The organism is Mucilaginibacter boryungensis, assembly GCF_015221995.1.
GTDB lineage: Bacteria > Bacteroidota > Bacteroidia > Sphingobacteriales > Sphingobacteriaceae > Mucilaginibacter > Mucilaginibacter boryungensis.
Map to the genome: position 1 here is coordinate 788,420 of NZ_JADFFM010000002.1, position 25,979 is coordinate 814,398.

At 44.3% G+C, this 25,979-nt stretch carries 24 protein-coding genes; 10 read left to right on the forward strand and 14 right to left on the reverse strand.

Annotated features, from left to right (window positions below):
* Positions 1-74: 74 nt before the first annotated feature.
* Genes IRJ18_RS16410 through recJ form a run of 3 tightly spaced genes read right to left on the reverse strand, consistent with a single transcriptional unit; the run spans position 75 to position 4,097 of the window.
* A complete protein-coding gene (locus IRJ18_RS16410; protein WP_194107388.1) occupies positions 75-1,604 on the reverse strand; it encodes a GH3 auxin-responsive promoter family protein in 1,530 nt (509 codons plus the stop codon).
* 27 nt (positions 1,605-1,631) lie between these two features.
* On the reverse strand, positions 1,632-2,390 hold the full coding sequence (gene lptB / locus IRJ18_RS16415) for an LPS export ABC transporter ATP-binding protein (protein ID WP_262893294.1): 759 nt from the start codon (positions 2,388-2,390) through the stop codon (positions 1,632-1,634).
* Positions 2,391-4,097: a single-stranded-DNA-specific exonuclease RecJ gene (recJ, locus tag IRJ18_RS16420; RefSeq protein WP_194107389.1), complete on the reverse strand. Its 1,707-nt coding sequence runs from the start codon at positions 4,095-4,097 to the stop codon at positions 2,391-2,393.
* A gap of 208 nt (positions 4,098-4,305) precedes the next feature.
* On the opposite strand from recJ, the gene IRJ18_RS16425 reads away from it, so the two are divergent.
* Positions 4,306-5,076 (forward strand): MBL fold metallo-hydrolase, encoded by a 771-nt coding sequence (locus tag IRJ18_RS16425; RefSeq protein ID WP_194107390.1) that lies wholly within the window; start codon positions 4,306-4,308, stop codon positions 5,074-5,076.
* Here the strand turns inward: IRJ18_RS16425 and IRJ18_RS16430 are convergent.
* Entirely contained in the window at positions 5,073-5,492 is a 420-nt protein-coding gene (locus IRJ18_RS16430; RefSeq protein ID WP_194107391.1) for a response regulator, read from the reverse strand. The two genes, IRJ18_RS16425 and IRJ18_RS16430, sit on opposite strands and share 4 nt — an antisense overlap.
* A gap of 355 nt (positions 5,493-5,847) precedes the next feature.
* Here IRJ18_RS16430 and bshA point away from each other — a divergent pair, with 355 nt between their 5' ends.
* Positions 5,848-6,993, forward strand: coding sequence for an N-acetyl-alpha-D-glucosaminyl L-malate synthase BshA (gene bshA / locus IRJ18_RS16435; protein WP_194107392.1), 1,146 nt, complete (start codon positions 5,848-5,850; stop codon positions 6,991-6,993).
* A gap of 66 nt (positions 6,994-7,059) precedes the next feature.
* Here the strand turns inward: bshA and IRJ18_RS16440 are convergent, their stop codons facing one another.
* The 3 genes from IRJ18_RS16440 to IRJ18_RS16450 form a co-directional block, all read right to left on the reverse strand.
* The gene (locus tag IRJ18_RS16440) at positions 7,060-7,788 is read right to left on the reverse strand and encodes an acyl-CoA desaturase (RefSeq protein ID WP_194107393.1); all 729 of its coding nucleotides are present in this window, start codon (positions 7,786-7,788) and stop codon (positions 7,060-7,062) included.
* Positions 7,789-8,060: 272 nt separating this feature from the next.
* Positions 8,061-8,390 carry a hypothetical protein gene (locus IRJ18_RS16445; RefSeq protein ID WP_194107394.1) on the reverse strand — a complete coding sequence of 110 codons (330 nt, stop codon included), beginning with the start codon at positions 8,388-8,390 and terminating at the stop codon, positions 8,061-8,063.
* A gap of 137 nt (positions 8,391-8,527) precedes the next feature.
* On the reverse strand, positions 8,528-9,490 hold the full coding sequence (locus IRJ18_RS16450) for an isopenicillin N synthase family dioxygenase (protein WP_194107395.1): 963 nt from the start codon (positions 9,488-9,490) through the stop codon (positions 8,528-8,530).
* A 294-nt stretch (positions 9,491-9,784) separates the two neighbouring features.
* Between IRJ18_RS16450 and IRJ18_RS16455 the strand changes: the two genes are divergently transcribed.
* The 4 genes from IRJ18_RS16455 to hemH all read left to right on the forward strand — a co-directional run bounded on the left by IRJ18_RS16455 (position 9,785) and on the right by hemH (position 15,006).
* Positions 9,785-11,539, forward strand: coding sequence for a DUF6600 domain-containing protein (locus IRJ18_RS16455; protein ID WP_194107396.1), 1,755 nt, complete (start codon positions 9,785-9,787; stop codon positions 11,537-11,539).
* 429 nt (positions 11,540-11,968) lie between these two features.
* Positions 11,969-13,087 (forward strand): DUF4407 domain-containing protein, encoded by a 1,119-nt coding sequence (locus IRJ18_RS16460; protein ID WP_194107397.1) that lies wholly within the window; start codon positions 11,969-11,971, stop codon positions 13,085-13,087.
* A gap of 183 nt (positions 13,088-13,270) precedes the next feature.
* Entirely contained in the window at positions 13,271-13,885 is a 615-nt protein-coding gene (locus tag IRJ18_RS16465; RefSeq protein ID WP_194107398.1) for a SprT-like domain-containing protein, read from the forward strand.
* A 104-nt stretch (positions 13,886-13,989) separates the two neighbouring features.
* Positions 13,990-15,006, forward strand: a complete 1,017-nt coding sequence (gene hemH / locus IRJ18_RS16470) for a ferrochelatase (protein WP_194107399.1) — start codon at positions 13,990-13,992, stop codon at positions 15,004-15,006.
* On the opposite strand, the gene IRJ18_RS16475 is transcribed toward hemH, so the two are convergent.
* The 4 genes from IRJ18_RS16475 to rlmD form a co-directional block, all read right to left on the reverse strand.
* Positions 15,007-16,257, reverse strand: a complete 1,251-nt coding sequence (locus IRJ18_RS16475; protein ID WP_228072908.1) for a glutamate-5-semialdehyde dehydrogenase — start codon at positions 16,255-16,257, stop codon at positions 15,007-15,009.
* Positions 16,257-17,336: a glutamate 5-kinase gene (gene proB / locus IRJ18_RS16480; protein ID WP_194107400.1), complete on the reverse strand. Its 1,080-nt coding sequence runs from the start codon at positions 17,334-17,336 to the stop codon at positions 16,257-16,259. Before proB ends, IRJ18_RS16475 begins: the two co-directional genes overlap by 1 nt.
* A 333-nt stretch (positions 17,337-17,669) precedes the next feature.
* The gene (locus tag IRJ18_RS16485; protein ID WP_194107401.1) at positions 17,670-18,059 is read right to left on the reverse strand and encodes a hypothetical protein; all 390 of its coding nucleotides are present in this window, start codon (positions 18,057-18,059) and stop codon (positions 17,670-17,672) included.
* Between the two features lie 109 nt (positions 18,060-18,168).
* Positions 18,169-19,575, reverse strand: coding sequence for a 23S rRNA (uracil(1939)-C(5))-methyltransferase RlmD (gene rlmD, locus IRJ18_RS16490; protein ID WP_194107402.1), 1,407 nt, complete (start codon positions 19,573-19,575; stop codon positions 18,169-18,171).
* Positions 19,576-19,704: 129 nt separating this feature from the next.
* Here rlmD and IRJ18_RS16495 point away from each other — a divergent pair, with 129 nt between their 5' ends.
* The 3 genes from IRJ18_RS16495 (at position 19,705) to IRJ18_RS16505 (ending at position 22,065) form a co-directional block, all read left to right on the forward strand.
* Entirely contained in the window at positions 19,705-20,223 is a 519-nt protein-coding gene (locus tag IRJ18_RS16495) for a hypothetical protein (protein ID WP_194107403.1), read from the forward strand.
* A gap of 246 nt (positions 20,224-20,469) precedes the next feature.
* Positions 20,470-21,720, forward strand: a complete 1,251-nt coding sequence (locus tag IRJ18_RS16500; protein ID WP_228072909.1) for a serine hydrolase domain-containing protein — start codon at positions 20,470-20,472, stop codon at positions 21,718-21,720.
* A 39-nt stretch (positions 21,721-21,759) separates the two neighbouring features.
* A complete protein-coding gene (locus tag IRJ18_RS16505; protein ID WP_194107405.1) occupies positions 21,760-22,065 on the forward strand; it encodes a YbaB/EbfC family nucleoid-associated protein in 306 nt (101 codons plus the stop codon).
* 32 nt (positions 22,066-22,097) lie between these two features.
* Here IRJ18_RS16505 and IRJ18_RS16510 read toward each other — a convergent pair whose 3' ends face one another.
* From IRJ18_RS16510 to IRJ18_RS16520, 3 genes are all read right to left on the reverse strand, one after another.
* Complete coding sequence (locus IRJ18_RS16510) at positions 22,098-22,586, reverse strand: hypothetical protein (RefSeq protein ID WP_194107406.1); 489 nt, start codon at positions 22,584-22,586, stop codon at positions 22,098-22,100.
* 231 nt (positions 22,587-22,817) lie between these two features.
* Complete coding sequence (locus IRJ18_RS16515) at positions 22,818-23,780, reverse strand: AAA family ATPase (RefSeq protein ID WP_194107407.1); 963 nt, start codon at positions 23,778-23,780, stop codon at positions 22,818-22,820.
* Positions 23,781-23,789: 9 nt separating this feature from the next.
* Positions 23,790-25,160 carry a peptidylprolyl isomerase gene (locus IRJ18_RS16520; protein WP_194107408.1) on the reverse strand — a complete coding sequence of 457 codons (1,371 nt, stop codon included), beginning with the start codon at positions 25,158-25,160 and terminating at the stop codon, positions 23,790-23,792.
* 177 nt (positions 25,161-25,337) lie between these two features.
* Here IRJ18_RS16520 and IRJ18_RS16525 point away from each other — a divergent pair, with 177 nt between their 5' ends.
* On the forward strand, positions 25,338-25,979 hold the full coding sequence (locus IRJ18_RS16525; protein ID WP_194107409.1) for a hypothetical protein: 642 nt from the start codon (positions 25,338-25,340) through the stop codon (positions 25,977-25,979).

Below are 25,979 nucleotides of genomic sequence, written 5' to 3' on the forward strand. Positions count from 1 at the left end.
TAGCGCAGCATATTAATAGTTGTTGGTGACAACACCAACAACGGCGCAGCGTAGAGATTTTGTTTAGCGTTATATTAAACCACCACCTTCTCCCGGTTCAGCAGCTTCCAGATCGCATCTACATATTCCCGGTCGTTAGCCAGGCGGGGTACTTTATGCTGACCGCCAAGTTTGCCGCGCTCTTTCATCCATTGCAAAAAGGTGCCTTGTGGTACAGGGTGCACCACTGGTCGACGCAGTGCCATGTCTTTAAAGCGTTTGGCATCGTAGTCTGAGTTTAGCTTGCGCAGCGTTTCATCCAGCAGGTCCACAAAGCGGTCAAACTCCTGCGGATTTTGTTCAAATTCTATCAGCCATTCATGCCCGCCCGATTCATCGTCTTTAAAATAAATAGGCGCGGCGGTATAATCGCGGATGATAGCGCCGGTGTAGCGGCAGGCTTTATCCAATGCGCGCTCGGCATTATCGATGATCAGCTCTTCGCCAAAGGCATTAATAAAGTGTTTGGTACGCCCTGTAATTTGAATGCGATAAGGCGATAAAGAGGTAAAGCGTACCGTATCGCCTATTAGATAACGCCATAGCCCGGCGTTGGTGGAAATAACCAGCGCATAGTTTTTGTCAAGTTCAACCTGGTCTAAAGTAAGCGTAGGCGGTTCTACATCGTTTAGATGTTCAAAAGGGATAAACTCGTAAAAAATGCCGTAATCCAGCATCAGCAGCATATCGCCGCTATCGCTGGTATCCTGTATCCCAAAAAAGCCTTCCGATGCATTGTAAATATCAATATAATACATCTCCTCGCTGGGGATCAGCTGCTTAAACACATCGCGGTAAGGGGTAAAATTAACTGCGCCGTGGAAATATAGTTCCAGGTTGGGCCAAACTTCCAGCAGGTTATTTTTGCCGGTAATTTCCAGTATACGCTTAAATAACAGCAAGTTCCAGGTGGGTACACCGCTAATGCTGGTTACGTTTACATCCTTGGTGGCATAGGCCATTTTTTCTATCTTCTCATCAAAGTTTTCCAGCAGGGCTATATCCAGGTGCGGGGTACGATAAAACTCGGCCCAAAGGGGCAGGTTTTTCATGATCACTGCAGACAGATCGCCCGAAAAACTATCGGAGTTTAGCTGGCTAACCTGCGCGCTGCCCCCCAGTGTTAAACTTTTACCGGTGAAGATGCGGGCATTGGGGCGGTTGTTGAAGTACAGCGTCAGCATATCCTTGCCCCCCTTAAAGTGGCATTCCTCTAAAGATTCCTCACTTACGGGGATAAACTTACTCCTGTCGTTTGTAGTGCCCGATGATTTGGCAAACCACCTGATCTCGGACGGCCACAACACATTTTGCTCGCCTTTCAGCATCCGCTCAATATAGGGCTTCAGGGTATCGTAAGTCTGTATGGGTACGCGCTGTTTAAACTGCGCGTAGTTTTCGATGCTTTTGTAATGGTGTTGTTTACCCCACTCGGTATTTTCGGCCCAGGATATGAGTTGTTCAAACCATTCTTCCTGTACCTCGTTGGGGTATTTCATAAAAAGCTCTATCTGGTGGATACGCTTTTTAATAAACCAGGTAAAAACAGAGTTAAATATTGTCATGCAGGCTAAAGCAGATGTTAGCGCAATTTAAGGATTAAAAACTTTTCTTTTCAAAACAAAATTACTCCCCAGGTATACTTTTCTCACCATTTCGTTATTAGCCAGCACTTCAGGTTCACCGCTTTCTAAAATTTTCCCTTCAAACAGCAGGTAAGCCCGGTCGGTTATCGATAGGGTTTCCTGTACGTTATGGTCGGTAATTAATATACCGATGTTCTTATGTTTTAGTTTGGCTACCAGTGCCTGTATCTCTTCAACCGCTATTGGGTCTACACCGGCAAAAGGTTCATCCAGCAATACAAATTTTGGTTCGGCGGCCAGGGCGCGGGCAATCTCGGTACGGCGGCGTTCACCCCCCGATAACAGGTCGCCACGGTTACGGCGCACTTTATGCAGACTAAACTCGTCTATCAATTCTTCCAGCTTTTCCTGCTGGCGCACGCGGGGCATATCGCCCATTTCCAATATGGCTTTAATATTGTCCTCTACCGATAACTTCCGGAAAACAGAAGCTTCCTGAGCCAAATAACCAATGCCCTTTTGGGCGCGGCGGTACATAGGGTCTTTCGTGATGATCTCATCATCCAGGTAAATTTCTCCTTCATTAGGCTTTATCAGGCCCACTATCATATAAAAAGATGTGGTTTTACCCGCGCCGTTTGGCCCCAGTAAACCAACAATCTCGCCTTGCGATACATTGAACGATACGTGGTTAACCACTGTGCGCTGCTTATATTTCTTTACTAAATTTTCTGCCCGTAAATTCAGTTTTTTATCGTCGCTCATTTAACTGTTAAATCTAATACCTTTTATATTCAATTGTATGCTACGCTTGTCGCGCCAGGCGTTTTCTTCAATGCTGTAGCAGATATCAAACGGCTTACCGCCGTTTATGTTATCCAGGTGTTCGGCCTGGCCAAAAGCAATGGCCTCAAAAAAAGGCGACCCCGGCTGATCGACACACATTTTAATATGCTGGTTGCCAACCAAACCCGCCACACCCCTAACATACACATTTTTGCTTAGGAAAACCGGCGACATGTTCTCGGGGCCAAACGGCGCGAACTGCTGCAATATCCTGAAAAATTTCGGGTCTACCTGGCTTAGTTCCAGTTCGGCTTCAATTTGTATTTCAGGTATCAATAATTCGGGGGGGATAGTAGCGCTTACTACCTCCTCAAAGCGGTTGGCAAAGGCAGCTACATTTTCAGGCTTCATAGTTAGGCCGGCGGCGTATTTATGTCCGCCAAACTGTATCAGCAAATCGCTGCATCCGCACAAAGCTTCGTACAAATCAAACCCCCGCACTGAACGCGCCGAACCGGCCACATGCCCGTTTGACCGGGTAAGGACGATGGTTGGGCGATAATATTTCTCTGTTAACCGCGAGGCTACAATACCAATAACGCCCTTGTGCCAACCCTCGTTATAAACTACGGTCGATTTCCGGTCTATCAGCAGCTGGTCATTATCTATCATGCTCAACGCATCGCCGGTAATGGATAGATCGTGTTCTTTACGCTCCAGGTTTTTAATATTGATAAGCACCCCTTTGGCATTGGCATCGTCCTCGTGGCAGGCTATCAATAGTTCAACTGCATGTTTGGCATCGTCAATACGCCCGGCAGCATTAATACGCGGACCAAGCAGAAAAACTACATCGCTGATGGTATAGCCGTTACTTTTACCCGCCACGCCCATCAACGCTTTTACGCCAATACACGGGTTGTTATTAATTTGCTGCAGGCCAAAATAGGCCAGTACCCGGTTCTCGCCGGTAATGTGCACAATATCGCAGGCTATACTTATAGCTACCAGGTCCAGGTAGCAGGTAATTTCTTCAAAAGGGATATCATGCACCTGGGTATAGGCCTGTATCAGCTTAAAGCCAATACCGCAACCCGAAAGTTCTTTATAGGGGTAATCGCAGCCAGGCCGCTTAGGGTCGAGCAAGGCTACAGCTGCCGGTAATTCATCAGCAGGCAGGTGATGGTCGCAGATAATAAAATCAACACCCAAAGTATTGGCATAGGCAACTTTATCAACCGATTTAATCCCGCAGTCCAATGCAATGATCAGACTGAACCCGTTTTCAGCAGCATAGTCTATCCCTTTGGTTGATATACCATAGCCTTCAAGGTAACGGTCGGGGATATAGTATTCCAGGTTATTATACTGTTTGCTAAAAAAGCTATATACCAGCGCTACTGATGTAGTACCGTCCACATCATAATCGCCATAGATCAGTATCTTTTCGTTATGGGCAATTGCTTTGTCTATCCGCCCGATAGCTTGTTCCATCCCACCCATCAGAAATGGATCGTGCAGGTGTTCAAGCATAGGGCGAAAAAAATGCTTAGCCTCATCAAAGGTTTGTATACCGCGGTGCACCAGCAGCGTACTTAAAACCGGATGAATACCCAACCCTGCGGACAATTGCTGCACCGTTTCCTTATTCCCAGTTTCGTTTAATGTCCAGCGTTTTTGTTGCATAATACATTGCTCGCCACTTACACGTCATTGCGAGGAGCGTAGCGACGTGGCAATCCCCAACTTGCAGAGCGGCTCTGTATATCTGGGATTGCCACGCTATCGCTCGCAATGACGTGCGGGTGGTTTTGCTTAATTGACTATCTTTGTAAATATAATTATCGCGTTATTAACGCCCAAAATTACATTCAAATATCGGGAAAGCAGCAATATGGAAATTTTTGTATTAGGTGAGGGTTCGTATTCGGTTGATGCTACCAAGAAATTTATTCCGTTCGATCCGCAGGTTGATAATTTTAAGGACAGGCCGGCCTCGCTGTTTATCCATGTGAACCCGTTTTTGGTGAAAATGGGGGGCGACCTGATCTTATTTGATGCCGGCCTGGGTTATAAAGATACCCATGACGAATTATTTTTGCACCAGCATATCCGCAATGCCGGGTTCGATCCGGATGATGTGACGCTGGTATTGATGTCGCACCTGCATTACGACCATTCGGGCGGATTAGTGGTTGAGCAGCATGGCCGTTTCGAGCCATCGTTCCCCAATGCCGAATACGTGGTACAAAAAGGTGAATGGGAATTTGCCATTACCGGAAAATCAAGCAGCTATCACAAAGAGATATTTGAAGTACTGGAACGCTCGGCCAGGTTAACTTTTGTGGAAGGCAGCGGCGAATTTAAACCCGGGATGCGCTATGAGCTTTCGGGCGGGCATTCCCCATATCACCAGGTTTGGTGGCTTAATGATGGCACCGATAAGTGCTTCTTTGGCGGCGACGAACTGCCTGAGCCCGAGCAATTGATACGCCGTTTTATAGCTAAGTATGATTATGACGGGCGTAAAGCCATGCAACTGCGCGAGCAATATGGCAAAATAGCCGCGGCCGAAGGCTGGAAATGCTTGTTTTACCACGCAAAATCAAATGCGGTAGGGACCGTGCGCGAAGAAAATGATGGGTTTATTGTAACACCGGCTTAGTGTTTTTCACCTTTTTCAAATAATTCGTTTATTTTTTCAATGTTCAGCGGTTTCGATATAAAATCGACCACCAACGGGTACGATTTTGCTTTGCTGATATCGTTGCTGAAAACAGATGATGAAATAATGAATATTTTAGTTTTGCCTGTAGTGTCTATTTTTAATTTATCGTACTCATCCAAAAATTCCCAGCCATTCATTATAGGCATATTTATATCCAAAAGAATATAATCGGGCAGTTTAGACGGGTCTTTGCTGCGGATATCCAATAGCTGGTCAATCGCGAATTTCCCATTCAGGCAAGCAGTAATTTCTGTATTCAATAAGGCCTTTTTTATCAGCTTAATGGAAATGAAATTATTTATCTCATCATCATCAACTAATAATATACTTACCGGCCGGGCATCTATGTTCATATATAGTATGTATACGTTGCAGCAAATTAAAAGGTTTTATTCCTTAAAGTTTTAAAAACACCCAGTAAAAGGAAATTGTTTCCCTATTAAATTTTTAATTTCCTCTGTTCAAATGTATATAAAGCATCACAATAAAGCATATTGCATATGCAAATTATTCTATGCTTGGTAAAAATGTGCAAATTGCCCTATAAATCAAAAAGTTATAAACTGTAAAAAAACAGTGCCAACACATATTTTACATAAAGCTAACACTTTTGAAATTAATTGCAGTTAAACTTGCATCATAAATTTTGCGTGCCTGTTACAAAATAACCGGTCCGGCTTATACTAAAAATTTTTACATCCGTTTTTGATGAAAATTGGAATAGTTTGTTACCCTACTTTTGGCGGCAGCGGTGTTGTTGCTACCGAATTGGGCAAGGCACTGGCCGATAACGGTCACCATGTTCACTTTATTACCTATAACCAACCCGCCCGGCTGGATTTTTTTTCCGAGAACCTGTTTTATCACGAGGTAGCCGTTAGTAAATACCCGTTGTTTGATTACCCGCCTTATGAACTGGCCCTGGCCAGCCGGATGGTTGATGTGGTACGTTTTGAACAGCTGGACGTTTTACATGTACACTACGCCATCCCGCATGCATCGGCGGCATTTATGGCTAAGCAGATACTGGCTACCTATGGTATCCATATCCCGGTAATTACCACCCTGCACGGTACCGATATTACCCTGGTGGGGAACGACCGCACCTACAAGCCCGTAGTTACCTTCTCTATCAATCAAAGCGATGGGGTAACCGCGGTATCACAGCATTTAAAAGATGATACTTACCGCTTTTTTGAGATCACCCGCGATATTAAGGTAATATATAACTTTATAGACCTGAAACGCTTTAGCCTTAAACCACGCGATCATTTTAAGAAAGCCATTGCGCCCAACGGCGAAAAAATACTGGTGCATACTTCCAATTTCCGCAAGGTGAAACGGACCCAGGATGTAGTACGCATGTTTGCCAAAATAAACGCGGTTATCCCATCTAAACTATTAATGGTGGGCGACGGCCAGGAACGCCCCGAATGTGAGCAGTTGTGCCGCGATTTGGGTGTGGGCGATAATGTCCGCTTTTTAGGCAAGCAGGATGCTGTAGAAGAGATACTTTCCATATCCGACCTGTTTATGATGCCTTCCGAATCGGAAAGTTTTGGTTTAGCGGCGTTGGAGGCTATGGCCTGCAAAGTGCCGGTTATCAGCAGCAATGCGGGGGGCTTACCCGAACTGAATATAGAAGGTGAAACCGGCTTTTTACGCGATATTGGCGATGTGGACGGTATGGCCGAACGTGCCATCTATATTTTACAGGACGATGCCCGCCTGCTACAATTTAAAGAGAACGCCCTGGCCCGCGCCAAATTGTTTGACCTGGCCCTGATACTACCGCAATACGAGAATTATTACCGGCAGATAATTGAAGAAAGTAAAGCGAAACAATCGTCATAAAACAAAACGCCCCGGTTAACCGGGGCGTTTTGTTTTATAATTTTCTTTGAGAACTATCTAAAGAGGCTATGCTTTTCGTAAACGGATAATGCGTAGTTTGTGCATGATCTTAATGATGGGGTAAGACGGATCAAACTCGTACCACTTTTGCGCAAAGTTTACATCGTTTGGTTTTTTGTGATGATTGTTCTGAAACAATTCGCCCAGCATCAGAAAATCCAGCGGAAGCGAGTTTTTGCTGTGGTCGTCGTTATCGTGGTTACTATAGCCGTATTTATGGCCGCACCAGTTTACAATTGCCCCGTGCAGCGGGCCCATTATAAAATGGAAGGGCAGCAACATCCACAGATACCAGTGGTTAGCAAACATCACATAAAAGCCAATGTAAAATGCCACAAAAAACAGGCGGGTTATCCATAGGTCGCCAAAACGGTCAACAAAACTCCAGGTAGGGTAACGGTCTATAAATTGGGCCTCGGGTTCCAATTTATATTTACGATAATCCAGGTAAATAGTCTTGGTTTTCATCATCAACCCCCAAACATCCTTAATAAAATGCGGCGAATGCGGGTCTTTCTCGGTATCGCTGTAGGCATGGTGCATACGGTGCATAATGGCATAAGCGCGTGGGTTAAGAAATGATGAGCCCTGGAAAAGGAACGTGCAGAAATAGAAAACCTTTTCCCAAAAGCTGTTCATTTTAAACATCTTATGCGATGCGTAACGGTGCAGGAAAAATGTTTGAAAGAACAAAGACAGGAACCAATGAGCTAAAAAGAATGCTAAAATTATCATTATAGAATTTAAATATTGTTAACCAAATGGGGTATTTGAGGCTTGGTTTTTATGAATTTTTATTTTTTGCGAAAGTACATTAATAATCCCTTATTTTTTTGCTGCTGTTATAAATTCCGGCGTTGTGCCGAAATATTAACTTTATCTTAACCCAATTATAAACTTGCTGCTGGCTGTGGTTTTATACAAAAATCTCCCGGGGATATATAAATTATAAACCTATTTGAAGCAGGAAAGTTTGCTGTTATTGTTAAATGCCACGATACAGGCAGTTATAAGGTCCACATGCCTGGGGTGTCGCGGTGATGGGATATCATTTCAATAATTTCCTGCACTTCGTCGCTGTTTAATTCCTGCTGGCCATCGGCGGTATAAGTAAACAATTTTCCGGGTTGCTCAAAAGTAATATAACCCATATAATCGGGATCAGTGTTTTTAGTAAGATGCAGGTTGCTTTCAATACTCCGCTGATTGTGTTGTTTACTGTTCCTGTAAATACTGTAGGTATACGTAAGCACCGGGTGCCCATCCACGTGGGCCTGGCTGTCAGGTATAATCATTACGGGAAGATCAGTTCCAACGGTAAAAAATATGGGCTGCATGGTAGTAGTATATTTTTACTATTACACCCAAGGGAGGGGTTATGTTTGCAGCGCCAGTTATAATTAGCTGAAAATAAAATAAGCAGTTAGCAATTACTTAAAAAAGAAACTGCTAACTGCTTATCGCAAATTGAATGTTATTTCTTTAAACCAATTTCGCGTAAACGCTCGTCCAGGTATTCGCCAGCGGTCATATCTTCCCATTGTTTTGGATGTTCGGCATCGATACATGAATCCAGGCTGGACAGATCCATATCCGAACGCGGATGCAGGAAGAAAGGTACCGAATAGCGCGAATTCTTCATCAGCTCGCGCGGCGGGTTAACTACCCGGTGGGTGGTAGATTTTAGCTTACCGTTGGTTAAACGCTGTAGCATATCGCCCACGTTAACTACCACATCTTCCCCATGTGCACTTACCGGGAACCAGGTGTTTTCGCGGGTCAGCAGCTCCAGGCCGTCGGCGCTGGCGCCAATCAGCAGGGTGATCAGGTTAATATCCTCATGCGCGCCGGCACGTACCGCGTCGGCAGGTAATGAATCCGGATCTTCTATACCAAAATAATGCAGGGTGCGTAAAATAGAATTACCGTTATGCACATGCTTATCAAAATAATGCTCATCCAAACCCAAATAAACCGCAATAGCTTTCAGTAACGATTTACCTGCTGCTTCCAGCTTTTGGTAAACCTCGCGGGTTACTCTGTTAAACTCGGGCAGTTCTTCTACCATTACGTTATCCGGGTATTCATTCTTTACCGGGTCGCCATCTGTTACGGTTTGGCCAATTTGCCAAAACTCTTTCAAGTCGGGTACTTTAAAGCCTTTGGCGGTTTCTTTGCCTTTGCCGGTATAACCTCGCTGGCCACTTAGTTCAGGTATCTCGTATTTAGCTTTTACGTCATCAGGAAGTGCAAACAGGGCTTTTACCTGCGCATATAAATTATCTATCAATTCCTTGCTTAAGCCATGATTGGTAATGGTTACAAAGCCGGTGGTATTAAAAGCCTTGCCAATCTCATCTGAAAACTTTTTCCGTTGCTCTGCTGTACCATTAATATAGGTATCCAGATCTAAACGGGGGATGTTTACTGTACTCATATTTTAAAGTTTAAAAAGTAAAATTATCCAAATAATATTTTAATAAGTGCTGTTGTGCAAAAATATTTAGTTAGCTACAGTGGGTTTTGGATGAAAATTGATTATCACTGCTAATTAACTAATGTATTGGCAATATGTTTTTTGATAATATAGAAGGGGAAACAACCAACTCTCAAGGCCAGACACTCCTGGTATAATGCCGTAGAGACCAGCAAGCTGCCCCTCTTATAAAACAATAGGTTAAACATTTTGTCATTATCTAAGTCAAATATTCCGACACGAATTTAAAACCAAATGAAAACACTAAATAAATTATGGGGAGCTGCCTTAATGGTATTAGCACTAATACTGGTATCCCCCCAGCGGTCGAAGGCGCAATATGGCGGCGAGATCACTTTCCAGACTTTTTACGACGAACTTTCCCCTTACGGCACCTGGATAGACGACCCTGATTACGGGGATGTTTGGGTGCCCGATGCCGGGGTCGATTTTAGGCCTTATGCCACTAACGGCCACTGGGTAGTAACACCATATGGTAATACCTGGGTATCCGATTATGATTGGGGCTGGGCGCCATTTCATTATGGCCGCTGGCGCTTTGACGATTATTATGGCTGGGAATGGATACCCGATTATGAATGGGGACCGGCCTGGGTTAGCTGGCGCAGCGGAGGCGATTACTATGGCTGGGCACCGTTACGCCCGGGGATAAGTATCGACCTGGCTTTTGGCAACTATAACGCACCCGATTTTTACTGGATATTTGCGCCGCGCGCTTATATTACCAGTCCGCGTATTTATAACTATTATGTACCGCGTACCAGGGTGGTAACCATAATAAGGAATACTACTGTTATACGTAATGATTATGCCTACAATAACCACAGGTATATTGCTGGCCCGCCAACACGCGATATTGAGCGTTATACACACACCCGCGTACCTGTTTATAATATTAATAATATAAGCAGGCCCGAGCGTACCCGTGTGCAAAATAACTCGGTTGTATTGTATCGCCCTGTAGTAGCCCGTACACCTGACGCAAGGCCCACTAAAGTGGTTGACGCACGCGCCTATCGTGATGCAAATCCTTCACAACGTATTGCCGAACAACGCGGGGCCGCACGTATCAATCATGAAAATGCAGCCAGATTAGCCAATTTTGCCCGCACTGCGCCCGCCGATAACAGGATAATTAGAGAGAATAACAGGCCAAATATTCCCCGTACCGACAGGCAGCCAACACCTGTTAACCGTCCCGGCCAGCCTGTAATGAACGATCAGCAAAGGCAGCAGCAAGATCAGCAACGCCAAGCCCGTCAACAACAGGAACAACAGCGCCAGCAACAACAAGGCCAGCGTCCGCCGTTCGACCAACAAACACAGCAACAGCGTGAACAAGCCCGCCAGCAACGTGAGCAACAAAGGCAGCAGCAAAACCCACCACAGCCACAGGATCAACAAAGGCAACAGTGGGAGCAACAACGCCAGCAACGCGAACAACAAAGGCAACAGCAGCGCCAGCAGGACGATCAGCAACGCCGCCAGCGCCCGCCGGTTGACCAGGCAGCACAGCAGCAACAAGCCGAGCAACAAAGGCAGCAAGCTGAACAGGCCCGTCAACAACAACAGGAGCAGCAAAGGCAACAGCAACAAGCTGAACAGCAAAGACAGCAACAACGCCAGCAGCAAGAGCAACAAAGGCAACAGCAAGAGCAACAAAGGCAACAGCAGCGTCAACAGGACGATCAGCAACGCCGGCAGCGCCCGCCGGTTGATCAGGCAGCACAGCAACAACAAGCTGAACAACAAATGCAACAACAGCAGGAGCAACAGCGTCAAGCCCGTCAACAACAAATGCAGCAGCAACAGGATCAACAGCGCCAACAGCAAATGCAACAACAGCAGGAGCAACAGCGTCAGGCCCGTCAACAGCAAATGCAACAACAGCAGGCGCAGCAAGCTGCCCAACGACAACAGCAGCAACAAGAGGCCCAACGTAAGCAACAGGACGACCAACAAAAGCAGCGTCCGCCCAGGCCATTATAAGTAATGAAAATATAAAGAGAGATCGCACTGGCAACGGTGCGATTTTTTTTGGAAATTTTGGGCAAAAAAAAGCCGAAAACACTCTCGCAGTTTTTTCGGCCCTACATCTACCTATGAAAAACAGCCCTTTGGAAGGGCATTAAACCAAATTCAATTGATGTGCCAGTTGTGTAATATGCCTTAATTCAGCAATAAAAGCGGTTTTGCAGCTGGTGTCACTAATTTGCTTTGGGAATGCATTCCACAAAGCGGGGATATTTTAACACGAACAGCTTTCGCATCGTTAGCAACAGCCATCACAAACTTAAATAGACACTTAAGATTTATTTTGCTTTATTCGTCCCAGCAATCGCTTGTTTCATCACATTTATACTTGTATTTTGTAACAATCCTTTACTTTGGGCGTTTCATAGTTGATAATTGACACTAATGAGAAAAGTTACACGCTTTTTTTGGTTCTGTTCGGGAGCCCATATAGAAACTCTTAAAAAATACCCAATCGAACACAACAAGTATGTGGGCATAGGGGCTACTATATTTTTTACCGCGCTTTTTGCCAGTCTTTCGGGCGGGTATGCCATGTATTTTGTTTTCAGCGGCAGTGCTTTTGCCGTAGGCTTTGCCGTTTTGTTTGGCTTGCTTTGGGGCACGGCCATTTTTAATATGGACCGCTACATTGTATCCAGCATTAATAAAGAAGGCACCACTAATCAACAGATATTGCAGGCATCACCGCGTATTTTACTGGCTATTATGATAGGTATAGTGATATCGCGCCCGCTGGAACTGAAGATATTTGATAAAGAGATACGCCAAAAACTAAAAACATCGTATCTGAAAGGCCAAAACCGCAAAATAGATACCCTGCAAAAAACCTATCAGCAAAAATATGCGATGGAGCTGACCAAAAACCTTGACCTGAAAAAGGAAAAGGATTCGCTGGAGAAAGACATTAACCGGTCGCGCTACCAATTGAACCAGGAAGTTTTTGGCGATAAAACCAATCAAACATCGGGCATTACAGGGTATGGTACTTATGCCAAGCAAAAAGAAGGCGTGCTGCTTGAAAAGCAAAACCGGCTTAAAACGGTGACCGATGATCTGGGTAAAATGGACCAGTACCTTAGTCAGCGAAAACAGTTTGAAGGTTTGAATGACCTGCGTTTGTTTACCCCGCACCAATTGGATAGCCTTGTAGCTATTGCCGGTTTTGCCGACCGCAACTGGGCGCTGGGACAACTATCCTATAATGATAACGGCACACGCGACCTGGATACTTACCTGGCCATTTCTTTTATAGGTTATCTTTTTATTTTGTTTGAATGCTTACCGGTATTTGTAAAGTTAATGTCGCCAAAAGGTCCGTATGATGTAGCGCTGGCTAAAATATATGAAGCCAACGTGCATTTTGCAGAAAAAGATAAAGACCGCGACATGGCTGTAACCGACAGTATTTTTGACCACAGCCTGGATACTGATGTTGAACGGCGAAAGAAGATCATTTCTGCACAATCCGACTATGACTTTGAACGGCATAGTTACGAGTAATTAATGTGCAGGTTTGCGAATATGTAGATGTGCAAATGAATTGCATTTCTATCATTTGCATATTCGCAAACCTGCATATCTACACATTATAATCATCCGCGCATTTGCATATCTGCACATCTGCACATTATCTTTGCTGTAAGCCCTGGGAGGGGACAAGCTTTAAAAAGCTGAACGATACAATTGGATAAAGTAAAAGTATTAGAACAATATCTGCCGCCAGACGCGGCACCTCTTATTGGCCGCTGGATTGATTATTTTAAATGTGAATTCAAAATATCGCGCAACCGCGGCACTAAATTTGGCGATTACCGCCCGCCATTTGATGGCAGGGGCCATCGTATCTCGGTTAATTACGATTTAAATGCTTACGCCTTCCTGGTTACTACCGTGCACGAGTTTGCGCACCTGCATACCTGGAACGAGCATCAACATAAGGTAAAGCCGCACGGCCCGGAATGGAAAGGCAATTTTAAAAAGATGATGCAGCCTTTCTTCGAGAAGAACATCTTTCCGCCCGATGTGCATCATGCTATCACCAGGTACCTCAACAACCCCGCGGCTTCCAGTTGTTCCGATTTAAACCTGTACCGATCGCTACGTAAATATGACCCGCCTAAAGAATCGGTCACCACGGTAGAGAAGCTGCCGATGAAAGCATTGTTTAAGTTAAAAGACGGACGTGTATTTCGTAAAGAAGAACAACTGCGCAAACGCTTTAAATGCGTGGAAGTTAAAAGCAGGCGGGTTTATTTATTTAGTCCCGTAGCAGAAGTGGAGCTGGTGGAAGCTCACTAACCCCCTGAAGGGGGAATACCATACCAATGTAAATAACCGAAAACCAGGCTTATCTCCCCTTCAGGGGGTTGGGGGGCTAATCTTTTTATCTTACTTTTGCAGCGATGGGCAAAAAAGGAGTTCTATTAGTTAATTTAGGCACGCCGGATAGCGCGGCAACGCCGGATGTACGCAAGTACCTTAACGAGTTTTTGATGGATGGCCGGGTGATTGACATTAATCCAGTATCACGGGCATTACTTGTCAGGGGCATCATTGTTCCGTTCAGGGCGCCAAAATCGGCTAAGCTTTACCGCGAGATCTGGTCTGATGAAACTGGTTCCCCGTTATTATACTACAGTATTTTACAGCAAAAACTGTTACAGGAAAAATTGGGCGATGAATACATGGTAGAGTTGGCCATGCGTTATCAAACCCCATCTATTGAAGCTGCTTTAGACCGCCTGAAAAACGCCCTGGTAAGTGAGATTAAAGTTATTGCTTTATTTCCCCAATATGCATCGGCCAGTACAGGTTCGGTATATGAAAAAGTAATGCGTTTAGTAGGCCAATGGCAAACTATCCCTAATATCTCGTTCGTAAATTCTTTTCATGATAATCCCCTGATGATCGAAGCATTTGCGGATAATGCCAAAAAGCATCAGCCAGAAAATTACGACCATATCCTGTTCAGTTTTCATGGACTGCCCCAACGCCAACTGATAAAATGCGACCACACGCATAACCACTGCTTAAAAACTGCCGATTGCTGCCAAACCCTCACGGATGTAAATAAATTCTGTTACTCAGCACAATCATATGATACGGCACGCCTTATTGCCGGGAAAATGGGCTTAAGCCCCGATCAATATACCGTATGCTTTCAATCGCGGCTTGGGAGCGACCCATGGGTACAACCTTATACCAGCCAGGTAATAGCTAAACTTGCCGAAGAAGGCAAAAAGAAACTACTGGTATTTTGCCCTGCTTTTGTAGCCGATTGCCTGGAAACCGTATATGAAGTTTCGGTTGAATACCACGAGGAGTTCAAAGAAAAAGGCGGCGAGCACGTGCAACTGGTAGAAAGCCTGAACGATAACCCTAAATTTATTGAGGCACTGGTGGGGATGGTGAAAAACTAATTAGCCCCTCACCTGTCCATCGCCACGCACTACCCATTTATAGCTTGTAAGCTCGGCTAAACCCATTGGCCCGCGTGCATGCAGTTTTTGTGTACTTATCCCAATTTCTGCACCCAGGCCAAATTGTGCGCCATCAGTAAACGCGGTTGATGCATTGGCGTAAACGGCAGCAGCGTCAACCGTGTTCAGGAACGTTTCTATATTTTGTGCGTTTTCCGATACAATTGCCTCGCTATGTTTTGAGCTGTATTGCGCAATATGATCCAGCGCTTCTTTAAAACCCGCTACGGTTTTGATAGCCATTTTTAACGATAAAAATTCTGTACCAAAATGTTCGGGATGTGCATGTTGCAATAAAGCTGCAGGATAATGTCCATCCAGTGCCTGGTACGATTGGTCATCCGCAAATATCTCTACCCCTTTCTCGGCTAATGGCTGTAAAATTTCAGGCAAAACGGGCAATAAACTTTGGTGTAGCACCAAACAGTCCAACGTATTACAAACGCTTGGCCGGCGTGTTTTTGAATTGAATACAATGGCTTTTAACTTTTCAATGCTTGCACTTTCATCGGCATAGGTATGTACAATGCCCGCGCCGGTTTCAATAACCGGCACTTTACTATTTTGGCGTACAAAATTAATAAGGCCCTGGCTACCGCGGGGAATCAGCACATCAATGTAACCAATAGCGTTAAGCAGGGCTTCGGTGGCTTCGCGTTCAGGGGGAAGTAAGATAGCCACATCGCCGTCTAAGTTATGGTCGCCGAGTACATGATGTATAACTTCGATAATGGCATTGTTTGAATATTCCGCGTCGCTACCACCTTTTAAAACAGCAACATTGCCGGTTTTAAAACATAACGAAAATACATCGAGCGTAACATTTGGCCGGGCTTCATATATTACTCCAACCACACCTAAGGGCACCCTTATTTTAGAGATATTTAAGCCATTGGGCATATCTTTTTCCAAAAGTAACTCTCCAACAGGGCTGGTTAACTTAACAACATTCCTGATATCATTCGCAATATCTTCTATACGTTGTGGTGTTAACTTTAACCGGTCGTATTTTGGATCAGTTGGATCCATGCGATCAAGATCTTTTTGATTTGCTTCGATTAAGATTGGGCTATAAGATTCCACCCCATCGGCAAGTGCTAACAGTATTTCATCAATTTTCTCAGTTGTTAAGCCCCAAAACACCTTTTGTGCTTTCCGTGCCCTTTCAAAATATTCGGTATAACCCATCATCAGGTATTTAAATATAGGTAATCGTAATGTACAAGCGGGCGATGGTTCTTTTGGCCAATACGCTCGCGCGCCTTGTCTGCCCCATATTCGGCAATACCCAAGCCTATTTGTTTACCGGTTTCGTCAACCAGCTTTATAATATCGCCTTTTTGGAAATCGGCAGTAATACTTACCACGCCAACAGGTAACAAGCTGGTTGCCTTGCTGGATGTTAATACCGTTTTGGCACCCTCATTAATCTGCACCACACCCTTGGCAAAGTTTTGCGAATGGGCAATCCATTTCTTTTTACCCGAGGTGTTTTTGCTGGGGATGAATTTGGTATGGGTAACTTTATTCGCCAAAACATCCGTCAGGATATTATCTTTAGTGCCATTAGCAATATGTACAGCAATACCCAATTGGGCTACCTTTTGTGCCATGTTGCTTTTGGTGAGCATACCCCCCCGCCCAAACGACGAGCGTGATGAACTCACAAATGATGCAAAGTTGGTAGCCGTTCCATCTATCTCCTCAATCACTTTACTACCAGCAATTTTTGGGTCGCCATCATAAAGGCCATCTACATTGCTAAGAATAATAAGCGCCTGGGCATTCAGCATAGAAGCTATCAGTCCGGCCAGTTCATCATTATCGGTAAACATCAGTTCGGTAACCGATACCACATCGTTCTCATTCACTACCGGGATAACGCCATGCTGCAGCAATATTTCTAAACAGTTTTTCATGTTCAGGTAATGCATTCGGTCGCGAAAATCCTCTTTGGTTACCAGCACCTGCGAACACAACATTTGATAAGCCTCGAACAAATGCGCATAGGTATTTATTAGCTTCACTTGCCCGATAGAGGCCAGCAACTGCCTCGCTGCTACGCTGTTCACCTTTTCATCAATACTGATCAGGCTTCGGCCCGATGCCACCGCACCCGATGATACCAGGATTACCTCTTTGCCTTGTTTTTTTATTGCAGCAACCTGGTCTACCAAATGGCCAATACGCGCCACATCGGGCAAACCGTTGCTTTGGGTAAGCACATTCGAGCCAATTTTAATAATGATGCGTTGATAATTATTTGCCATGATATTCGATTGGCTAATATAAGGCTTATTTTTAAATACGACTGAATTAGTAGGGTAAATGCCAGAGAATTGCTTTTAAACCTTCAATCTGTTTTTTGAGGCTAAAGCCTTTTTTATTTTGCCTTTAACCGCCCCATAAATGGGACGGCAATGAAATTTCATCTTACTTTTATTGCCGTTGGCTTCAGCCAACGGATAAGCCTTAATTATAAGATGGCTTTAGCCTCAAATTATACAATGTTGTTTTTAAAAGCGTGTTCTCTGGGGTAAATGCAGCTATCAATGATAGCTATGTCTTTATTAAACGGATTATAGAACAAGGTATTCTGGGTATTATTCTTCCGGGTACGGGAAAAACACAAAATTTGCCCCTTCAGGAACTATTACAAATACACACATAAAATCGTGCGGGTTTTTGTAGGTATCTACAAAGCGTTGTTTCAATTCTTTTTTAATGATGCCACGCTCCACAAATTCTTCCAGCGTACTTGCATTAATGTTCCAATCGGTATTCAGGTCCTCCTTTTCCATTACTGGCTCGCCCAGGCTAACCTCGTGCTGGTGGGCAATAAAAATGGGGTACTTAGATATCCCTTCCACCAAAATTTCAACGGCTACCTCGCGCAGCGATTCGCTATATAAACGCAGATCTACCTCTAAGCTTTTCAGCGGACTTTCTTTTTTTGGCCCGTTCGGGTCATTCAATAATTCTTGCGGATCCATCCCTTAATACTTTTTCCATTGTCATTTCGAGCGAGGAGAAATCTTTACTGCGTGATTGTCTCCACGCAAAAGGGCTCTCCCTGTGGTTCGAAATGACACTTTGGTTTATTTATTTCAATTCCAATAACACTACATTCTCCACATGCTGGGTATGCGGAAACATATCTACCGGTTGTATTTTAGTAACGTTATATTTTTCTTTCAATACCAGCAAATCGCGGGCCTGTGTAGCGGCGTTGCAACTTACGTATACAATTTTAGCTGCTGCTATCTCCATCAGTCTGTCTACCACATCGGCGTGCATACCGGCACGTGGCGGGTCGGTAATTACAACATCCGGCTTACCGTGTTCGGCTACAAATTCGGCATTCAGCACATCCTTCATATCGCCAGCGTAAAATTTGGTATTGATAATGTTATTAATGGCCGAGTTTATCTTCGCATCCTCGATAGCCGAGGGTACATATTCCACACCTACTACCTCGCGCACACTGCCTGCCACAAAGTTGGCAATAGTACCTGCACCGGTATATAAGTCGTAAACCAGTTCATCGCCTTTGAAACCAGCAAAATCGTGTGTTATTTCATATAAACGCAAGGCCTGTACCGAATTGGTTTGATAGAAGGATTTTGGCCCGATACGAAATTTTATACCATTCATCTCCTCGTGAATGTATTCTGGCCCACGCCAAACCAGCACATCCTGATCAAATATGGTGTCATTTTTTTTCTCGTTCAGGATATATAAAAGCGAGGTGATCTGCGGGAAATCTTTAGCTATGAAATTCATCAGCAGGTCCACTTCATCCGCTGTAGCAAAAGCAAAAACAACAATCACCATCAGTTCTCCCGTGGTTGACGTACGAATGATAAGGTTACGCAGTGCGCCTGTATGGGCTTTAATGCCGTAGTAGCTTATCCCATGCTGTTTGGCAAAGTTATTTATACTATTGCGCAGCTGGTTAGATGGGTCGGCCTGCAGGTAACAGTGGTTCACATCCAGTATCTTATCAAACCTGCCCGGTATATGGAAACCCAGCGCGTTCATGTTCAGTTGCGCATCCTCGCGGTTCTCCCCTTCGTACAGCCAGCGTTTATCAGAAAAGGTAAACTCCAGTTTGTTGCGATAATAGCGGTCTTCAGGCGAAGCTACAATGGGTAGCATGTTCGTCGCGTCTATTTTAGCTAAACGGGTCAGTGCATCGTGCACGCTTTTTTGTTTAAACTGTAGCTGGGCATTATAGGTCATATGCTGCCATTTGCAGCCGCCGCAGGTGCCAAAGTGCTCGCAAAAAGGTGTAGTGCGATGCTCGGATGGCTTTTTCAAACCTACAATCTTCCCTTCGCCGAAGTTTTTCTTTTTGCGGTAAACTTCCACATCAGCCACGTCGCCCGGTACGGCCCGCTCTACAAATAGCACAAAATCTTCTGTTTTGCCCACACCCTTGCCTTCTTCGGCAATATCAATTATACTCACGTTTTCGAATACGCGATTGGGGGTATTATTCCTTCTCATTGCGTGCAAAGGTATCTAAAATATCAGCGCCGCCCAATTGTTACCTGTCCGCCATTTCAAACAATTGGCGCCCTGTGATAAATCAACGAGGGTTCTTGTTATATTTGGTTATAGTAAGCAGAGACAAAATTGAATATATCAAGCGACCATACCTACCAGGTAGACCCCCAATTGCTGATAATTATTATAAAACAGGTTAACAGGCTTAAGCGCGACTGCTATATCTGCGATCTGGTTTTGCTTTTCTACACTGCTTATGCCTACAGTAAAGTAACTAACGACGATTGGAGCCAGTTTATACTATGGGAAGTATGTATTGTGCTGGTTTTAGGATTAGTACAATATCTTTTAATAGCGGGTAGAGGTCGTTTTATTAGCCGTATTGTTGTTGATATTAATATGGCCGACGAATACATCAGCCTTAAAACATCGGGGTTTAACGGACCATTCTGGTTCAAAAAACCCTCAGCTGAACTTCGCTTCAAAAAAGCCGGCACTAAAGCAAGGCGGATAAAAAACAGGTACGTCGGCATATTTACCAATAGTGAACATATTCTGCTGCTTAACCATGAAGGCCGCGAGGTATACCTGCTTCCGGGTTATTTTAACTGGCGGCTGGAAGAAGAGTTGCTGAAGTCAAACAGTTAGGAGTTATTCAAACACACTTGCGCCCTGCAGGTAAATAATAACAAGTAATAAAAAATAATATTGAATAAGGTTTTCATTTGTCTAAAACTGATGGAGTGTGATAAAAAAAAGGAAAAGTTTTTTAAACTTTAACCCTATTGCAACCGTTAAATTTTTAATTTTCGCCCTTCATTTACCGTTGATCTTTTTATCTGTATGAGTTTAGTGTTCAAAAATACCCTTTCTGTTCTTTTTTCCCTTTTCGTAATGTCTTCCTGCTCTTCGGGCCCTGCCGGTAAAACCGATGCAGGAGCGGTTAATAGCAAACCCTTTAACACCGCCGAGTTTTTAAAGTACGATCCCAAAAACGCCGATAAAAAGATAGATGAGTTTATGAAACACCTGCACCAGGTAAGCGGTTTTAACGGCAATGTGCTGGTAGCAAAAAAAGGTAAGATAATTTACGAAAATGCCTTTGGCTGGGCCAATTACCCACGACAGGATAGCCTGAAGCTGGATTCGCAATTCGAACTGGCATCCATTTCTAAAACCCTCACCTCCACGGCGGTCCTCCAGCTAATGGAACGCGGTAAACTACGGCTTGACGACTCGGTACAGCGCTTTTTCCCTAATTTCCCATATCACGGGGTAACCATCCGGATGCTGCTAACGCACCGCTCGGGCCTGCCTAATTATGTATACTCTATCGATGACGTTTTCCGCAAAGAACACCGCGATCAGAAAAAAGGGGTTACAAACCAGCAGATGATGGATTTGCTGGCCCAGTATAAGCCGGTGCGCTATAATGCACCTGATAAAAGCTACCGTTACAATAATTCAAACTTTATGGTGCTGGGGTCAATTATTGAAAAGGCTACCGGTATGTCTTTCTCGCGATACATGATGGAAAATGTGTTTAAACCGGCAGGCATGCGCCATACCAATGTGTACTCTAAAGCCGAATACGACAAAATACCAACAAAGGTGCTGGGGCACGATCGTAACAGCTGGCGATATTCTGTCGCTCAAAATTATTTAGATGGCCCGGTAGGTGACAAAGGGATTTACAGCACCGTAGGCGACCTTTTTATATTTGACCGTGCCTTGCGCGCAGGCAGACTCATCAAACAGTCAACTCAGGATTCGGCCTATGTAAACCGTGTGCCATTAAAGAACGGGCATTTTGGTTATGGCTATGGCTGGCATTTGTTTGAAGCACCGGGCGAAAAAGTGGTGTACCATACCGGCTGGTGGCATGGTTACCGCCATATCTTTTTACGCGATATGAAGGAAGATATCGTTATTATATTACTGGATAACATGGCCAATGGCAGTCTGCTGCACCTGGATGATCTGTTTAAAATGACCGGTATGCCCGTGGTGCGCATGGGAGCCTATGGCAGGAGCGGCGAAGAAGAGGAAGACCAGGCAACAGCCCCGGCCCCTGCACATGAAAAGAAAAAAGAAAAACCAGCCAGGCACAGCGTTGCAAAAAAGAAAAAAGGCCATAAACATTAAACACTAACAGCTGTTTATCCTAGGATCTAAACAATTGATATGTTCGACAAATTATTTGAGGCCCAGCAAAAGGCTGGCGAAGTAAAAAAACGGCTGGATGCAATAACCGTAACCGGCACAGCCGAAGGCGGTAAGATAACCGTAACAGCAAATGCTAATAAGGCCGTACAAACAGTGACTATTGACGACGCCTTTTTAAAAGACGCCGACAAAGAGGAACTGGAAGAACTGCTGGTGGTTGCTATAAATAAAGCGATGGAACAAGCCGACAACGTAAGCCAAAGCGAAATGGCCGCCATGACCAAGGATATGTTTGGCGGTATTGGCGGCCTGTTTGGCAAGTAACTGCCCTGTAGATATACGAATTAACAGCTCGGTTACTTCGTCTTGCTAAAGTCGTAAATAATATAGGCTGTACTATTGCCTACTGTAACGGGGCTTTTCAAAGTCATGTGGTTACCATCGTTACTTACTACATATAGCTGGTATCCCGCGGTTACATTTTTAGCTTTATCACCCTGGTATATTTTCTTAAATTGGAACATCTGTCCGTTTGGATCAGTATTATTAACCGACCAGAAAATGGTTTGCGATGCGCCATTGGTTAACGTATATATACCATTACCACTATTGGTCAATTGCCAGGTACTGCCTCGAAAAGCTGATGGCGGCGCCTGGTCGAACACATTTTGTACGGCATTTTCTATCAATCCGTCATAACTAATGGCGGTGATGGTCCAGGTACCGGTAAATTTACCGCGCGATGCTGAAGGGGTGCTGGTCGCAGCGTTTTTAGGGGTTGAACATGAACAAACAACAAAGGCAAACAGGGCTACTATGAAGGGAATACGAAATAAATTTTTCATGGTTTAATTAATTTTTGGATACCCTTATAACACAAATATGGCTAAGAAGTTTTCAAACGGTATGATGCAACCGTGTTACATCACCTCTATAGCATATATAATCATTATAGTTCTTCAGTATATATGTTTCTGTTTTGGCCAATCCCACATACATTAATTAAACCGCGCTAAAGGGCTTGCCTTAAAATAATAAAAGCCCGTTTGGGCTTTTTATACTGTATAGCATCGTTATTAAAACAAGCCTTCAATAATGTGGTCTGCTGTCAACCCTTCAGCTTCGGCGTGGTAGCTGCGTACTATACGGTGGCGCAGTATTGGTTTGGCAATAGCCTGTATATCCTCAATATCGGGCGAGTATTTACCGCTGATGACCGCATGGCATTTGGCGCCTAAGATTAAAAACTGCGATGCCCTTGGCCCTGCCCCCCAGTTCAGCATTTTCTTTACCTGTGGTGTGGCCATATCGCCTTGCGGACGGGTTTTGGCAACCAGTTTCACAGCATATTCCAGCACATGATCGGTTACCGGGATATTGCGTACCAGCTGCTGAAAATAAATGATCTGCTCGGCAGTCAATATCTTATTCACTTCACCCACATGTGTGCTGGTGGTGTTTTTAACCACCTGCAATTCTTCGGCAAAGGTTGGGTAATCTAAATATACATTGAACATAAAGCGGTCAAGCTGTGCTTCCGGCAAAGGGTAAGTGCCTTCCTGTTCAATTGGGTTTTGGGTAGCTAATACAAAAAATGGTTTTGGCAGCGTATGGGTAACACCTGCGGCGGTAACCGCTTTTTCCTGCATAGCTTCCAATAAAGCTGCCTGGGTTTTAGGCGGCGTACGGTTTATCTCATCAGCCAAAATAATATTGGCAAAAATTGGTCCGCGTATAAATTTAAAGTTACGGTCCTCACCCAGTATCTCCGAACCAATAATGTCCGAAGGCATCAGGTCGGGGGTAAACTGGATACGATTAAATTCAAGATCTAACACTTGCGAAACCGTTTGCACCAATAATGTTTTAGCCAAACCGGGTACACCCACCAACAAACAATGCCCGTTACTGAAAATAGATATCAGTACCGATTTCACCACCTCATCCTGCCCGATAATTACTTTACCTATTTCGGTCCTTATTTGTTGAAAAGCTTGTTTTAAAGCGTCGGCAGCTTCAACATCAGAGTGGTGTTGCATAAATTGTGTTTAGGGTTTTACTTGTGCTGTGGTAGTTATCCAGGTTTTTAATTGCGGGCAGCTTTGATACTCAGGGTCAATACGTATAAAAGTCTCTTTACGTTTCTTTTCAAACCATTGGCTCACCGTACGGTCAGTTTTATCAGCGTAAGCTATTTCTTTTATTTTGGGGAAATCCTGTGCCAGGTTTGCCTTATGCGCATCGGTAACTGATTTCAGATAAAATAACCTGTAGCTTTTTTTGCCGTCCTGGCTGGTAAATAAGGTCGGTTTTGATATACGGCCTACTTTCATGGTATCAACAACCAATGCTATTTGCGGGTCAAGTTTATCGGTAGGGATATAAGTGGTACGGGTTTGCACGTTTTCTGCGTTAAGCATCATACCGCCGTTAAACTTGGTTTCTTTATCGTCAGAATAAAAAGACGCAGCGCTTGAAAAATCTATTTTTTTGTTGGTTGTGATCAGGTTGTAAATAGAATCGGCTTTGCTTTTAGCCCTGTCCAGCGCAGCCTGGGTAATGGTAGGCATAATAAGTATATGACGGGCATGCACTTGTTCGCCCCGGCGTTCTATCACCTGTAAAATGTGGAAGCCAAAATCGGTTTCAAAAACCGGCGAGATCTCACCAGCCTTTAGTTTAAAGGCATTTGCGGTAAACTCTTTAACCATTTGGCTGCGGTCAAAAAAGCCCAGGTCACCCCCCTCTACAGCCGAGGCCTGGTCCTGTGAGTAAGAACGGGCTAAAACGCCAAAATCGGTACCGGCCTTAGCACGGGCACGCAGGCCTTCTACTTTTTGCCTGTATTCCTCTTTTTCATCCTTGGTAAGTGTAGGGTTTATTACAATTACACCCACTTCTACCTCCTTATTATAGGTAGGTAAACTATCCTTAGGGAAACTTTCAAAATATTTTTTTACATCCTGTGGCGTTACGTTCACTTTTTCAGTAATCTTTTGCTGCATACGCTGTGCTATCATTGATTCCCTGATATCGGCGCGGATCTCATCCTTATACTGGATGGTAGATCGGCCCAGGAATTGCTCCAGCCTGTCCTGCCCGCCGGCACGTTGTATCATGCCGCGCATACGGCGGTCAACCTCGTTATCCACTTCATCTTCTTTCACGGTAACGCTATCTATAACCGCTTGCTGGGCCAATAATTTTTGGGTAACCTGTTGTTGCAATAACTGGCATTTAAAATCGGGGGGGAGATGGGCGCCCTCGGCCACGTAACGTGCATATAGCGATTCAATATCCGATTGTAAAATAATGCTGCTGCCTACCACCCCGGCCACTTTATCCAGCACACGCTGCGCATGCGCAAATGATGTTGCTATTAATATTAAACTTAAAACGGCTATGCCAAACTTTCTCATGTATCCTTTTTATTAAAACGCTTAAGCCGGAGCTTAATTTCAGACCCCGAATTTCGGAAAATTATTTGATTATGAAGCTATAACAATATCAAAACATCATTATTATACTTAATACTGCGAATATGCTGATAAAGCTTCAAACACTTTAGCTATTTTTGGTTAAATTTTGTTAAATATATGATTGTCGAGAACCCGCTTGCGCTTGCTTACCTTTTACCCGGTGATGTATATATTTTACGTGATGAAAAACCTGCATTGCCAGGCATTTTACCCGTTGAAACAGTAGCAACGCAACCTGAGATTATAGCACCGGTTACCCAGGCACACGAGCCTGCACCTGCTTATGACAAACCTGAGTCAATAACTGAACAGCCAGCGGCACCAATTGCCCCGGCCATTCCTAAAATAAACCAGCCACCGGTGGCAGAAGCGCCTGTGGCTGGGTTTAAGTATACCGGGGGCTTCCAGCAAAAGTTTTTGGTGGTGGTTAATTACCCCGAACATGATGTAATGGACACCGCGCATATGAACGCGCTGGACAGCACCATTAAACGCAAGGAATTGAGTTTGGATGATGTGGCTATTTTTAATATCGGGAAACATCCGGGTACAGATATTAAGGCCATCGGTCGTTTTTTTAAACCTAAAAGGATGCTATTATTAGGAAAAGAAAGCTTTCCCGAAGGCCTGGCCGAACCGGTATTTAATCAGTTGACCATGCTGGGCACCTGCCAGTTATTATACAGTTACAGCTTTAACGAAATGATGGGCAACAAAGAGCAGGTAAAAGCTTTTTGGGAACAAATGAAAATGCTTTAA